15 protein-coding genes are annotated in these 13,506 nt (G+C 60.7%); 9 read left to right on the forward strand and 6 right to left on the reverse strand.

What is annotated here, in order from left to right; genetic code table 11:
• The first annotated feature begins 366 nt into the window (after positions 1 to 366).
• From rpoZ to era, 8 genes are all read left to right on the forward strand, one after another.
• Entirely contained in the window at positions 367 to 771 is a 405-nt protein-coding gene (rpoZ, locus tag M728_RS03975) for a DNA-directed RNA polymerase subunit omega (RefSeq protein ID WP_026612705.1), read from the forward strand.
• A gap of 103 nt (positions 772 to 874) precedes the next feature.
• A complete protein-coding gene (locus M728_RS03980; RefSeq protein WP_026619132.1) occupies positions 875 to 3,100 on the forward strand; it encodes a bifunctional (p)ppGpp synthetase/guanosine-3',5'-bis(diphosphate) 3'-pyrophosphohydrolase in 2,226 nt (741 codons plus the stop codon).
• Between the two features lie 215 nt (positions 3,101 to 3,315).
• Positions 3,316 to 3,468 carry a DUF3563 family protein gene (locus M728_RS03985; protein WP_084044301.1) on the forward strand — a complete coding sequence of 51 codons (153 nt, stop codon included), beginning with the start codon at positions 3,316 to 3,318 and terminating at the stop codon, positions 3,466 to 3,468.
• 349 nt (positions 3,469 to 3,817) lie between these two features.
• Positions 3,818 to 4,375 carry a DUF2062 domain-containing protein gene (locus tag M728_RS03990; RefSeq protein ID WP_026619133.1) on the forward strand — a complete coding sequence of 186 codons (558 nt, stop codon included), beginning with the start codon at positions 3,818 to 3,820 and terminating at the stop codon, positions 4,373 to 4,375.
• A complete protein-coding gene (gene acpS, locus M728_RS03995) occupies positions 4,372 to 4,791 on the forward strand; it encodes a holo-ACP synthase (RefSeq protein ID WP_026612702.1) in 420 nt (139 codons plus the stop codon). Before M728_RS03990 ends, acpS begins: the two co-directional genes overlap by 4 nt.
• 156 nt (positions 4,792 to 4,947) lie before the next feature.
• The gene (gene lepB / locus M728_RS04000) at positions 4,948 to 5,691 is read left to right on the forward strand and encodes a signal peptidase I (protein ID WP_026619134.1); all 744 of its coding nucleotides are present in this window, start codon (positions 4,948 to 4,950) and stop codon (positions 5,689 to 5,691) included.
• A complete protein-coding gene (gene rnc, locus M728_RS04005; protein WP_156943341.1) occupies positions 5,691 to 6,407 on the forward strand; it encodes a ribonuclease III in 717 nt (238 codons plus the stop codon). The genes lepB and rnc overlap by 1 nt, the downstream gene beginning before the upstream one ends.
• A gap of 8 nt (positions 6,408 to 6,415) precedes the next feature.
• Positions 6,416 to 7,345, forward strand: coding sequence for a GTPase Era (era, locus tag M728_RS04010; protein ID WP_026619136.1), 930 nt, complete (start codon positions 6,416 to 6,418; stop codon positions 7,343 to 7,345).
• 225 nt (positions 7,346 to 7,570) lie between these two features.
• On the opposite strand, the gene arsH is transcribed toward era, so the two are convergent.
• The 6 genes from arsH to M728_RS04040 all read right to left on the reverse strand — a co-directional run bounded on the left by arsH (position 7,571) and on the right by M728_RS04040 (position 11,376).
• Positions 7,571 to 8,314, reverse strand: a complete 744-nt coding sequence (gene arsH, locus M728_RS04015) for an arsenical resistance protein ArsH (protein WP_051440822.1) — start codon at positions 8,312 to 8,314, stop codon at positions 7,571 to 7,573.
• Complete coding sequence (arsC, locus tag M728_RS04020; RefSeq protein WP_026619138.1) at positions 8,289 to 8,711, reverse strand: arsenate reductase (glutaredoxin); 423 nt, start codon at positions 8,709 to 8,711, stop codon at positions 8,289 to 8,291. Before arsC ends, arsH begins: the two co-directional genes overlap by 26 nt.
• Positions 8,708 to 9,409: an aquaglyceroporin AqpS gene (gene aqpS, locus M728_RS04025; RefSeq protein ID WP_026619139.1), complete on the reverse strand. Its 702-nt coding sequence runs from the start codon at positions 9,407 to 9,409 to the stop codon at positions 8,708 to 8,710. The genes arsC and aqpS overlap by 4 nt, the downstream gene beginning before the upstream one ends.
• Entirely contained in the window at positions 9,409 to 9,930 is a 522-nt protein-coding gene (locus M728_RS04030; RefSeq protein ID WP_026619140.1) for an arsenate reductase ArsC, read from the reverse strand. The genes aqpS and M728_RS04030 overlap by 1 nt, the downstream gene beginning before the upstream one ends.
• Positions 9,923 to 10,279 carry a helix-turn-helix transcriptional regulator gene (locus M728_RS04035; RefSeq protein WP_026619141.1) on the reverse strand — a complete coding sequence of 119 codons (357 nt, stop codon included), beginning with the start codon at positions 10,277 to 10,279 and terminating at the stop codon, positions 9,923 to 9,925. The genes M728_RS04030 and M728_RS04035 overlap by 8 nt, the downstream gene beginning before the upstream one ends.
• Before the next feature lie 113 nt (positions 10,280 to 10,392).
• Positions 10,393 to 11,376, reverse strand: coding sequence for a glycerophosphodiester phosphodiesterase family protein (locus tag M728_RS04040; RefSeq protein WP_026619142.1), 984 nt, complete (start codon positions 11,374 to 11,376; stop codon positions 10,393 to 10,395).
• 630 nt (positions 11,377 to 12,006) lie between these two features.
• On the opposite strand from M728_RS04040, the gene M728_RS04045 reads away from it, so the two are divergent.
• Positions 12,007 to 13,263, forward strand: a complete 1,257-nt coding sequence (locus M728_RS04045) for a cyclopropane-fatty-acyl-phospholipid synthase family protein (RefSeq protein WP_026619143.1) — start codon at positions 12,007 to 12,009, stop codon at positions 13,261 to 13,263.
• Positions 13,264 to 13,506 lie beyond the last annotated feature (243 nt).

A 13,506-nucleotide genomic window follows, 5' to 3' on the forward strand; every position in this document is an offset into this window, starting at 1 on the left:
TTAGGTCATGCCACCGCATTTATTCCAACATGGGCGCGGCGCCTATAGCTAGTTTTAGCAGTTGCTGCAGTTCGTCCACACTTCAATTTGCAATTGTCGTTGATCTTGGTACGAAGATATCACGAAACACAATCACTGTCTGGGACTTGCAGCGTCAACCCTTAAATGTCGTATATTAACATGCGTTGGGCGAATGCGTGAGCGCTGGATGCAGGAAAAACTTGAACTTATGTTGTTTTGAATGTATCCGAGCGGCTAATTCCAGAAATCGGAGCTGATGGAGCCGCATCAAGCGGCGTTCCGGTTTCGTGTCGTTAATCATGCCGCGGCATGCTGCCGCGCTTCTTAAGTCGTAAAGGACAGGCTATGGCCCGCGTCACCGTCGAAGATTGCATTGACAAGGTCGAAAACCGATTCGAACTCGTCCTGCTTGCCAGCCATCGCGCGCGCCTGATTTCGCAAGGTGCCCCGATCACCGTTGATCGTGACAACGACAAGAATCCGGTCGTTGCACTGCGAGAGATTGCCGACGAGACGCTCTCTCCCGGCGATCTGAAGGAAGACCTGATCCACTCGCTCCAGAAGCATGTGGAAGTGGACGAGCCGGAACCCGATGCGGCTGCGCTCGCTCAGACGGAAACCGCCGCTTTTGCCGAGGCTGCGGAGGAGGAGGACCAGCCGGAAGCGCTAACCTTCGACCGCATGTCCGAGGAGGAACTGCTGGCAGGTATCGAAGGTCTCGTTCCGCCGGAAAAGAGCGACGACTACTGAGATCCGTTCGGGAACAGCCGTTCCAACGTGTTTTCGAAGCAGTGCGCCACTCGTATGATTGGCGCACTTTTTTGTTTGCCTGATTTCACGGAGCCGCCAGCGGATGATGCGCCAATACGAACTCGTTGAGCGCGTGCAGAAATACAAGCCCGACGTCAACGAGGCCCTGCTCAACAAGGCCTATGTCTACGCGATGCAGAAGCATGGTCAGCAGAAGCGGGCAAGCGGCGATCCTTATATCTCTCATCCTCTCGAAGTCGCGGCGATCCTTACCGAAATGCATCTGGACGAGTCGACGATCGCCGTCGCCCTGCTGCACGATACGATCGAGGATACGACGGCGACACGGCAGGAGATCGACGAGCTCTTCGGGGAGGACATCGGCGCGCTGGTCGAGGGGCTGACCAAGATCAAGAAGCTCGACCTCGTAACCAAAAAGGCGAAACAGGCGGAAAATCTCCGAAAGCTGCTGCTCGCCATATCCGACGACGTCCGCGTCCTCCTCGTCAAGCTTGCCGACCGACTGCACAACATGCGCACGCTCGATCACATGTCGGCGGAGAAGCGCGCACGCATCTCCGAGGAGACGATGGACATCTATGCGCCGCTGGCCGGACGCATGGGCATGCAGGACATGCGCGAGGAGCTCGAAAATCTCGCGTTTCGCCATATCAATCCCGAGGCCTTCGAAACGGTTACGAGGAGGCTGGAAGAGCTCTCGCAGCGCAACGAGGGCCTGATCAAGAAGATCGAAGAAGAACTGAGTGAGCTGCTACAGGTGGAGGGCCTGAAGAATGCACTGGTGAAAGGGCGTCAGAAGAAGCCCTATTCCGTCTTCCGCAAAATGCAGTCGAAATCGCTCTCCTTCGAGCAGCTATCGGACGTCTGGGGCTTTCGCATCCTCGTCGACGACATTCCTTCGTGCTACCGAGCGCTCGGTATCGTGCACACCCGCTGGCGCGTCGTGCCAGGCCGCTTCAAGGATTATATTTCGACGCCGAAGCAGAACGACTATCAATCGCTCCACACGACGATCATCGGCCCGTCACGCCAGCGCATCGAACTGCAGATCCGCACGAAGCGCATGCATGAGATCGCGGAATACGGTATTGCGGCGCATGCGCTCTACAAGGATCGGGACATGGTCTCGGGGGATGCGACCCGCTCTCCGTCGTCGAATGCCTATTCCTGGCTGCGTCGGACGATCGAGTCGCTTGCCGAAGGCGACAATCCCGAGGAGTTCCTGGAGCACACGAAGCTCGAACTCTTCCAAGACCAGGTCTTCTGTTTCACCCCCAAGGGGCAGTTGATCGCGCTGCCGCGCGGTGCCACGCCGATCGACTTCGCCTATGCCGTCCATACGAACATCGGCGACACCTGCGTCGGCGCCAAGATCAACGGCCGCATCATGCCACTGGTAACGCGGCTCAACAATGGCGACGAGGTGGAGATCATCCGCTCGGGCATCCAGGTGCCGCCGCCGGCTTGGGAGGAAATCGTCGTCACCGGCAAGGCGCGCGCGGCCATCCGCCGCGCGACACGCGCGGCCGTGCGCAAGCAATATGCTGGGCTCGGCTACCGCATCCTCGAACGCACCTTCGAGCGTGCCGGCAAGACGTTTTCGCGCGAGGCGCTGAAGCCGGTTCTTCATCGGCTCGGTCAGAAGGAAGTCGAGGATGCGATCGCCGCCGTCGGGCGCGGCGAGCTCTCCTCGCTCGACGTCCTGCGCGCCGTCTTCCCGGACCACCAGGATGAGCGCGTGACCGTCAAGCCCAGTGCCGACGACGGCTGGTTCAATATGCGCAGCGCCGCGGGCATGGTCTTCAAGCTGCCGGAACGCTCGAAGGAGGCGATCGCGGCGGAGCAGGCGGAAGGACCCGAAGCCTTGCCGATCCGCGGGCTCTCCGGCAATGCGGAGGTGCATTTCAGTCCCGCGGGTGCCGTTCCCGGCGACCGGATCGTCGGCATCATGGACAAGGAAAAGGGCATCACCATTTACCCTATTCAGTCGCCCATCCTGCAGAAGTTCGACGAAGAGCCCGAGCGTTGGATCGACGTGCGCTGGGATCTCGACGAGGCGAACAGCAGCCGCTTCATGGCAAGAATCGCCGTCAGCGCCTTGAACGAACCCGGCACGCTTGCCGAGATCGCGCAGGCGATCGCGACAACCGACGTGAATATCCGCTCGCTATCCATGGGGCGCGTCGCCGCGGATTTCAGTGAGATGCAGTTCGACCTCGAAGTCTGGGACCTGCGTCAGCTCAACCATCTGATGGCGCAGCTCAAGGAATTGCCGAGCATTTCCATGGTCAAGCGCCTGTTCGATTAGGGTGCGCACCCGCTGGCGGCGTCGCAAGGCTCCGCCACCGCAAAACGCGTCAGGATTCAGCGCTTTCCTATGCAATTGCCTTCGAAATGGGCAACGCACGGCGCAGAAGTGATTTGCCATGCATGTCATGCATGGCTGCCGCCGCATCCTGGCGCTGGTGGCGAGCCGGCCTCTGAACTATCTTTCGCATTGGGAGGTAAACGAAGAGGTTTGCCATGTTCAAGCAGTTGAAGAAAATCACCCGTGCGCTGCACATTCCCACCGTCGAAGAGCGCGAGATCGCCTATCTGAACGGTTCCGTCGATCGCATCGACCTCGAATACCGTCAGCGTCAGATCGATCGCGGCCTGTTCCGCAAGGGTTTCTGATCCGAAAACGTGAGCGCGTCGCGACGGCACGCAGAGATTGTTTCGCGGGCTTGCGCCCAATCTCGACCGTGGCGCAGCCGATAATCTGCCAGCGTGAAAGCGATGAACGCCGAGCTATGCATTTTCAGAGTGGCTCGGATGTGTAATTTTGCCGCCTGCCGCATCGGCTTGCGCCCGGCTTGCGTCGCGCCTATCTTGCGGCCATCAAAAGGCGGAGAGGCCGCCTGCTGCATGATTCCTCGAATCGGAATTGATTTAAGGACAAGACATGCAGCAATTCAAAGTGCTACAGCGACCTTTGCGCGCCAGATAAGACGCGCGGCGCTGTAGATGCGATCATGACGGCAGAATGTTATTCAGGCGCAGAGAACCGGTAACGATATCCGAAAGGCTTCGTGCTTTCTTCTGGCCGCGCAAGGGGCTTTCGCGCGGTCTGCGCTATGTTGTGCTTCGCGTCCTCCGTCTGAAATCGTCTCCTCACTCGATCGCCGTCGGCGTGGCGGCGGGGGCCGCTTCGTCCCTTACGCCGTTCTTCGGCTTTCACATCGTTTTCGCGGTTATCATCGCCGCGCTCTTCTCCGGCAACCTGCTCGCCGCGGTGATCACGACTGCACTTGCCAATCCGATTACCATTCCGGTGATCCTGGCGGCGTCCTACGAGCTCGGCACGGCCCTTATGGAGCCGCAGGCCGTTCCGGCCATCAGCGGCCCGGAGATCGCCCGCATGATTGAGCGGCTGGACCTCGCCGAGCTGTGGGGCCCGCTCTTCAAGCCGATGATCGTCGGCTCGCTGCCGCTGGCCACCGGCGGCGCCTTGATCTTCTACCCGCTTTCCTATCAGGCGGCCCGGCTTTTCCAGGAGCGGCGCCGGCGGGCTCGTGCGCAAAGGGTCGGAACTCCATCATGATTATCGGTATCGGGAGCGATCTCATCGATATTCGCCGCATCGAAAATTCGCTTCAGCGTTTCGGTGAGCGTTTCGTCAACCGGTGCTTTACCGATATCGAGATCGCCAAATCGGAGGGCCGCAAGAATCGTGCGGCGTCCTATGCCAAGCGCTTCGCGGCCAAGGAGGCCTGTTCGAAGGCGCTGGGTACGGGGCTTGCGCAAGGGGTCCTCTGGAAGGACATGGGAGTCGTCAATATGCCGGGCGGAAAGCCGACGATGCAGTTGACCGGAGGCGCAGCCGCACGCCTCCAGCAGATCCTACCCGTCGGGCACCGTGCCACCATTCATCTGACGATCACCGACGATTTCCCGTTGGCACAAGCTTTCGTGATTATCGAGGCGGTTCCGGTTGCCCCCGCCGAGGGAACGGTTTAGAGCACTTGCCGGACCGACCGTCGCTTGAAGCATGGAGCTCCCGCGACATATAGGGTCGAATTCGCGCGGTGATGCGCAGCACGCGTCCGAGGCGCAAACGAAAGTTGAAGCGTGAAAACCAGGTGCCCTGGGCAGGATGACAAGGAAGAACTGAGCGTGGCAGAAAAGACAGAAACGAAGCAGAGCGGCCTCTGGGAAAATGTGAAGGTCATCATCCAGGCGCTGCTCTTGGCCGTGGTCATTCGGACCGTCTTCTTCCAGCCCTTCACCATTCCGTCGGGGTCTATGATGCCGACGCTGCTCGTCGGCGACTACATCTTCGTCAACAAGTTCGCCTACGGCTATTCGAAATACTCGCTGCCTTTTTCGCCGAATCTTTTCAGCGGCAGAATCTTCGCAAGCGAGCCGCAGCGCGGCGATATCGTCGTCTTCCGCTTCCCGCCCAACCCCGACATCGACTACATCAAGCGTCTCGTCGGCCTTCCGGGCGACCGCATCCAGGTCAGAAACAGCATCCTCTACGTCAACGACAAGCCCGTCGAACGCGTGCCGGACGGCACCTTCCGCGCGGATGATCAGTACGACACCGGCGGCGACGTTCCAGTCTATCGCGAGACGATGGACAACGGCATGTCTTACGACACGCTCGACCAGTTTCCCGATTCGCGCGGCGACAATACCCGCGAATTCATCGTACCAGACGGACACTATTTCATGATGGGCGACAACCGCGACAACTCGGCCGATAGCCGTTTCGACGTCGGTTTCGTTCCGGCGGAAAACCTGGTCGGCCGCGCAAGCCTGATCTTCTTCTCGCTCGGCAACGATACGTCCTTCCGCGAAGTGTGGAAGTGGCCGGCGAACCTGCGTTACGATCGCCTGTTCAAGGTCGTCGAATGATGAAGGGGCGCTCTTTGAGCGCGGAGGACCGGGCGAGGCTCGAGGCCGCGATCGGTTACCAGTTTGCCGAAAAGGAGCGTCTCGACCGGGCGCTGACGCATTCGAGCGCCCGCAGCGGGCGAGCAATCAACTACCAGCGGCTCGAATTCCTGGGCGACCGAGTATTGGGGCTATGTGTGGCAGAACTTCTGTTCCAGACCTTTGTCAATGCGAACGAGGGCGAGCTTTCGGTCCGCCTGAACCAGCTCGTGAGCGCGGAGAGTTGCGCGAACGTGGCGGACGAATTGTCGCTGCACGAATTCATCCGCACGGGATCGGACGTCAAGAAGATCACCGGCAAGCACATGATGAACGTACGCGCCGATGTGGTAGAGTCACTGATCGCCGCGATCTATCTCGACGGAGGCATCGAGGCGGCGCGCCGCTTCGTCCTGCAGCATTGGACGCGCCGCGCCGCGAGCGCGGATGGCGCCCGCCGTGATGCGAAGACGGAACTGCAGGAATGGGCGCACGCCAAATTCGGCGTTGCGCCGAAATACAGGACGGACGATCGCTCCGGCCCCGATCACGATCCGCGTTTCACTGTGACGGTCGAGGTCGACGGGCTGGCACCCGAGACGGGGATCGATCGCTCCAAGCGCGGCGCCGAGCAAATCGCCGCCACGAGATTGCTGGAACGCGAAGGTGTTTGGCAGAAACGATCTGCCGGAAATTGACGGAAGCCATGACGGATAAGGAAATTGATACGGCCGCCGGCGGCGCGCCGACCCGCTCGGGCTTCGTGGCGCTGATCGGCGCGACGAACGCCGGCAAATCGACATTGGTCAACCGCCTCGTCGGCGCGAAGGTGTCCATAGTCAGTCACAAGGTCCAGACGACACGTGCGATCATCCGCGGCATTGCCATTCACGACAACGCTCAGATCGTCTTCATGGACACGCCCGGCATCTTCAAGCCGCGGCGCCGGCTCGACCGCGCCATGGTCACCACCGCCTGGGGCGGCGCAAAGGATGCCGATGTCGTGATGCTGCTGATCGACAGCGAACGCGGACTCAAGGGCGATGCCGAGGCGATCCTCGAAGGCTTAAAGGAAGTGCCGCAGCCGAAGGTCCTGGTGCTCAACAAGGTCGACCGGGTGCGCCCGGAGGAACTGCTGAAGCTCGCGGCCGCGGCAAATGAGGCCGTCGCTTTCGAGCGCACCTTCATGATCTCGGCACTCAACGGCTCGGGCTGCGACGACCTTATGGCTTATCTGGCCAAGGCGCTGCCGGAGGGCCCCTGGTATTATCCGGAGGATCAGATCTCCGATCTGCCGATGCGCCAGCTCGCTGCCGAGATCACTCGCGAGAAACTATTCCTGCGACTGCATCAGGAGCTTCCCTACGCATCACACGTGGAGACCGAGAAGTGGGAAGAGCGCAAGGACGGCTCGGTGCGAATCGAGCAGGTGATCTACGTGGAGCGCGAGAGCCAGAAGAAGATCGCGCTCGGCAAGGGCGGGGAGGCGATCAAGGCGATCTCCACCGCAGCCCGCAAGGAAATCTCGGAAATTCTGGAGCAGCCCGTGCACCTCTTCCTGTTCGTGAAGGTGCGTGAGAACTGGGGCGACGATCCGGAGCGCTTCCGCGAAATGGGGCTCGATTTCCCGAGATAGGCATTGCCGCTCAGATCACGAGGATTTTAGGTCGGATCGACCTAAAATCGTGAACGTGATCGATACTACAGCGCCGTGCGTCTTTTCAGACGCACAAGGGACGCTGTAGCACTTTGAATTGCTGCATGTTTTTGTCCTTAAATCGGCTACGATTTAAGGAAACATGCAGTAAAAGTTAGCGCGGGTTGCGGGCGGAAAACCGTGCACACTTTTCCTCGTCCCGCGCTAGATCTTCGCCAAATTGACGCGCTGTTCGAGCTCGGCGGCCGCCTCCTTGCGCTCGCTGTAACGGTCCGTCAGGTAGGCGGAGCAGTCGCGCGTCAGAAGCGTGAATTTCATCAGCTCTTCCATGACGTCGACGACGCGGTCGTAATAGCTCGACGGCTTCATGCGGCCATTGGCATCGAATTCCTGGAACGCCTTCGCGACGGAAGACTGATTGGGAATTGTAATCATGCGCATCCATCGGCCGAGGATGCGCATCTGATTGACGGCGTTGAAGCTCTGCGATCCGCCCGAAACCTGCATCACGGCCAGCGTCTTTCCCTGCGTCGGCCGGATCGATCCTGTCGATAGCGGAATCCAATCGATCTGGGCTTTCATGATCCCGGTCATCGCTCCGTGGCGTTCCGGGCTCACCCAGACCTGTCCTTCGGACCAGATCGATAATTCTCGCAGTTCCTGCACCTTGGGATGGCTTGCCGGTGCTGCATCGGGCAGCGGCAAACCGGCGGGATCGAAGATTTTCACCTCCGCGCCGAAAAACTCGAGCAGGCGGCGGGCCTCGTGCGCCAAAAGGCGGCTGTAGGACACCGTCCGCAACGATCCATAGAGAATCAGGATGCGTGGCTTGTGCGTCGAAAGCGTTGGGCGCAGCGCGTCGCTGTCCGGCGGCCGCAGTTGCTGCAAGTTCGCGGAGGGGAGGTGGCCGTCGAAATTGCCCTCAGACAATGCGCTTGCCTTCTGAATCGAGCACGGCTTCGCCGTCTTCCTTGGAGAATGGTCCCTTGTGGGTATCCGGCAGGATGTCGAGCACGACTTCCGACGGGCGGCAAAGGCGTGTGCCCAGCGGAGTGACCACGAAGGGGCGATTGATCAGGATCGGGTGTTCGACCATCGCATCGAGCAGTTCCTCTTCGCCGAGCGCGGGATTACCGAGCTCGAGCTCTTCGAACGGTGTTCCTTTTTCACGAATGGCCTCGCGCACCGTCAGTCCCGCGGCCGCGATCATCGACTTCAGCTCTGCGCGCGATGGCGGTTCGTCGAGATAGGCGACAATGGTCGGCTCGATGCCGGCGTTGCGGATCATCGCCAGCGTGTTGCGCGAGGTGCCGCAGGCCGGATTGTGATAGATGGTGACGTTCATGGTGTTGCCTCGTTGGAGATTGGGCGGGCGATGGGTCGGGCCGGCCGCAGGAGCCAGGTCATCAGCGAAAGCGCGCAGACGGCTCCCAGTATTTCCGCAATCACGAAGCCGGGCAGATCCCCCGGACGAATGCCGGAGAAAGTGTTCGTCAGTGACCGAGCCAATGCGACTGCTGGATTGGCGAAGGACGTGGAGGCGGTGAACCAGTAGGCGGCTGTGATGTAGAGACCGACGAGCCACGGTACTGCCTCGCCACGGAAGCGGATGCCGGCGAGGATGGTGGCGACCAGGCCGAAGGTCGCGATCGCCTCCGAAAGCCACTGCGCGGGACCGGTGCGCACTTTTGCGGAGATGTCGAGCGGCGAAAGATCGAACATCAGATGGGCGATGACAGTCCCGGCAATGGCGCCCGTCACCTGCGCGACCAGATAAAACAAGCAGTCGCGTCGCCCGAGTCTTCCGGAAAGGGCGAAGACAAGCGACACCGCCGGGTTGAAATGGGCGCCAGACAGAGGGCCAAGGATCGTGATCAGGACGACGAGGATGGCTCCCGTGGCGATCGTGTTGGCAACGAGGGCCAATGCATTGTCGGCCGTCAAGGCATCCGCCATGATCCCCGAGCCGACGACCGCCGCCACGAGCAGGCCAGTGCCGAGTGCCTCTGCCACACAACGGCGGCTTAAGTCGAATTCCTGCATCAGCTTGCCCCGTCCGCGGTCGCGTCGTCCATGCGGCCGATCTCATCAAGATGGCTGTGGAGCGCCATTCTGTCGATCGAGGTGAGCGGCAGGCTGATGAAGGCCATGATCCGGTTCTTGAGGAACCGCGCCGCCTCGGCAAAGGCCCTTTCTTTTTCGAATTCGCTGCCTTCGACCGCGGCCGGATCGGCCACGCCCCAATGGGCGGTCATCGGATGGCCCGGCCAGACGGGGCATGCCTCTCCCGCCGCGCTGTCGCAAACGGTGAAGATGAAATCCATTTGCGGCGCATCCGGCATGGCGAACACTTCCCAACCCTTGGAACTGAAGCCCTCAGCCGGGTAGCCACGGCTCTTCAGTTCCCGAAGGGCAAGCGGATGCACGGTGCCCTTGGGGTTGCTGCCGGCCGAAAAGGCGCGGAAGCGGCCCTTGCCTTCCGTGTTCAGGATCGACTCGGCAAGAATAGAGCGTGCCGAATTGCCGGTACAGAGGAACAAGACATTGTAGACGGGTTCAGGCATGAGTGTCCTCCCTTGGTGAACAGCATGGCGTAAGGTCCGCGATCAGGGGTGCGCAGAGATCCGGATGTCCGGCGCAGCAGTCCCTGAGCATGAAGCTGATGACGTGACGCAGACCGTCGAGATCGGCGCGGTAGATGATCGATCGGCTCTGCCGCTCCGTCGTCACAAGTCCCGCCCGCTGCAACTGCGCTAGATGCGTCGACATCGTGTTATGCGGGACCTTGAGCACACGGGCGATCTCACCCGCGGGCAGGCCGTCCGGCTCGTGTTTGACCAGGAGCCGAAATGCGTCGAAACGCGTTGGTTGAGCCAGGGCGGCCAGGGCTGCAATTGCGTCGGATGTGTCCATGTGTCGAGATATATCGACGCATGGACATTTAGGCAAGCTTCGATCGCGACTGCAACGCGAATCAAGAAGGTATTTGCGGTTTCCGTCTGCAGGCGGCGGCGCATTGCTGCCGATCAGTCGCTCGAAGCGGCAAGCCGCTTGCCGAGCAGGGGGCCGATCGTTTCCGCCCGATTGGTCCAGACGTAGCCCGCGAAATCTTCCGGAACCATCACCAGGTCTTCCGCCTTGTCGATGCCGGAGGTGAAATCCCCGCCGCCATAGGGGCCAAGAAGGATGATCTCGCTTCCGACAGCCCGCATGCGGGCCGCGAAGCGGTGCGGCCAGCCCCACAGAAACGGCGCATAATTGCTGGGCACGATGATAAGCGTATCGCGGCAGGCATCCGGAACGATGCCGGTCCAGCCATAGGCGGCGTAGCGACCAAGGCAGGCGACGGTGGACTGTCGATCATAGCCTTTCAGCCCCGGGATCAGCCGCAAGGTTTCCTGTGTCGGGGCGCTGCCGCCGTAGACCCCGAACACTTGCTTGCGCCACTCCGGGTGGAACCGCAGCAGCACGGCAAGCGTTGCGCCTTCCTCCCGCCGCTCGCTTTTGAAATTGATCAGGAAGCGGCCATGGGGCAGGGCGTTGAAGACTTCCGTCAATGTCGGCATCTGGCCCTCCCCCTGACCGCGGAAAGGAAAGGTCTTGCCGCCGTCGGGCGTGTAACCATAACCGATATCGAGCGTCTTCAGCTTGGACATCGGCGTCTGCTCGGTGACGCCCGTTCCGTTCGTCCTGCAGTCAAGCGTCCAGTCATGGAACACGGCGAACTGGCGGTCCGGCGTCAGGTGCACGTCGAGCTCGACGACATCGGCGCCGCTGTCGAACGCTGCGCGCATCGAGGCGATCGTGTTCTCGATATAGCTGTGGCGCGGTGGATCGATGCGATCGGCCGTGCAGGTGTCTTTTTCGACGCCATCCGGTGAGTAGACCTGATGGATGCCGCGGTGAGCGAGGATTTTCGGTGCGCCGGTGGGCGGCGTCGCCAGCAGCGACGTATTGAGGAGCCAGACCACGGCGAGGACGACGAGCGCAACGGCAACGACCTTCTTCATCGGGTTTTTCCTCCTCTCGCGACGGCTTTACGCGATAATGGGACGTGACGATGTTACCGCGAGTGCACGCAGCAGGTTACGCGGATTGCGAACGATCTGTCACGTCGACGCGCGATTGACCGATAACCGACCTCATGGGAGGTAGGCGTTCGGCGTCGGCCATGCAACGCTTGTGGAGAATATACGTGCAGCAGCTCGCCGACGGAAATGCGTCAAAGCGATATCGCCGCAGCCGAGATGAGGAGCGGCGCGTTCCACCGCGAGCCGACGCGCTCGCGTGGGCGTTCGTACCACACGTCGTATGCCGACGATCAGGTCTTGCGCATTTACTAAGCATGCAAATCTTTGAGGGGCCACAAAAAAGCCCCCATTGATAAACCGGCGAACACAGCTAAGTTAATGGAAGTTCTGATGGATAGGAGCCCGCTGGGCTGGCTTGACGACATCCCGTAGCTGGCGCCGCGCGTCCGTGCGGCCCGTCGGAAGCCGTGAGGCTTGACCTGAGCCGGTCGCTGCTTCTGGACACATCGGCGCTGTTTCCTAGCGCACTCTTCCGGAAGCGACCGAACCGCCCGCGCTCCATGCGGAAGAACTAACATGGTCCGTGTAGGTCTGGCGCTGAGGTTGGAAATGAATGCAGCATTGTTGAAGTTGCTTCGCCGTCTTGTCCAGAAGGGGACTTTGACGGTCATTTTTTCATCGGGAGAGAAAGTTGTCCTGGGTGACGGCACGGGGAAGCCTGCGGCCATACGCATCACCGACGCCGAGGCGGAAAGGGCAATACTGTACGACCCCGGGCTGAAGTTCGGGGAAATGTATATGGACGGTCGCGTCGTCGTCGAGGAGGGCGACATTTTCGACGTCCTGTCCATCATCAAGAGTAATGGTGTGGAAAAGGCAGCAACCTTCGCGAACTCTATCGTCGCGCTGTGGCACGTGCTGCGCCAGCAGGTGAAAAGCCGCCTGCCTGTAAACCGCAATCGCTACAACGTTGCCCACCATTACGATCTGGACGGCAAGCTCTTCAATCTCTTCCTCGATGAGGACTGGCAATATTCCTGTGCCTATTTCCACCCGCCCGGCATCTCGCTCGACGAGGCGCAGCGTGCCAAGAAGCGGCACATCGCGGCGAAGCTGTTGCTCGAACCCGGCCAGAGGGTGCTGGAGGTCGGTTCCGGCTGGGGTGGCATGGCGATGTATCTCGCCGAATCGTCCGGCGTCGAAGTCACCGGCATCACGCTCAGCGAAGAGCAGTTGAAGGTCTCGCGTGAACGCGCAGCCAGGCGCGGCCTCTCCGATCGCGTGCGCTTCGAGCTGCAGGACTATCGCACAATGCATGGACGGCAGTTCGATCGCATTGTCTCCGTCGGTATGTTCGAGCACGTGGGCATCGGCAATTACGGCAACTTCTTCCGTAAGATGAAGGAGCTCCTGAAGCCCGACGGCGTGATGCTGCTGCATTCCATCGGCCAGATCTACAAGCCCTGGGCCACCAATCCCTGGATCGAGAAATACATCTTCCCGGGTGGTTATATCCCGGCCCTATCAGAGGTGCTGCCCTCGGTCGAGAACAGTCGGCTGCTCGTCAAGGACATAGAGATCCTGCCGATGCACTATGCCTGGACGCTCAGGGCCTGGCGCGAGCGCTTCGTCGCGCGGCGGGACGAGGCGGTGAAGCTCTACGACGAGCGCTTCTTCCGGATGTGGGAGTTCTATCTCGCAGCCTCTGAGACGGCATTCCGTTACGATAAGCACTTCATCTTCCAGATACAGCTCTCGCCGTCTCTGGGAACGGTGCCGGTCTCGCGGGATTACATCGAGGCGAAGGAGCGCGAACTGCTGGAGTTCGAGAAAACCCGCCGGCGGCTGGAGCTCGTCGCGGTTTGATGCAGTAAAGCGCCCAATGCCTTCGTAGCGGGATTGCCTCTCACCTCTAACCCCCTCCGGGCGAGGGGTCTGAGAGCGCCCGGCCTGTCTCGTCTGCCATCGAAACGCGCAGAAGGTCGCGGCAGCGGGATGAGGCACGCCGCACGCATTTCATCTTTGCCATCTTCTGTGGAGTTCAGGTGAGCCCTCACTTGGCCTTCCTCGTCTGCGCACGTATGGTCCGGCCGGAAAACAGGATACGGA

It is taken from the genome of Ensifer sp. WSM1721, from assembly GCF_000513895.2.
Taxonomy (GTDB): Bacteria; Pseudomonadota; Alphaproteobacteria; order Rhizobiales; family Rhizobiaceae; genus Sinorhizobium.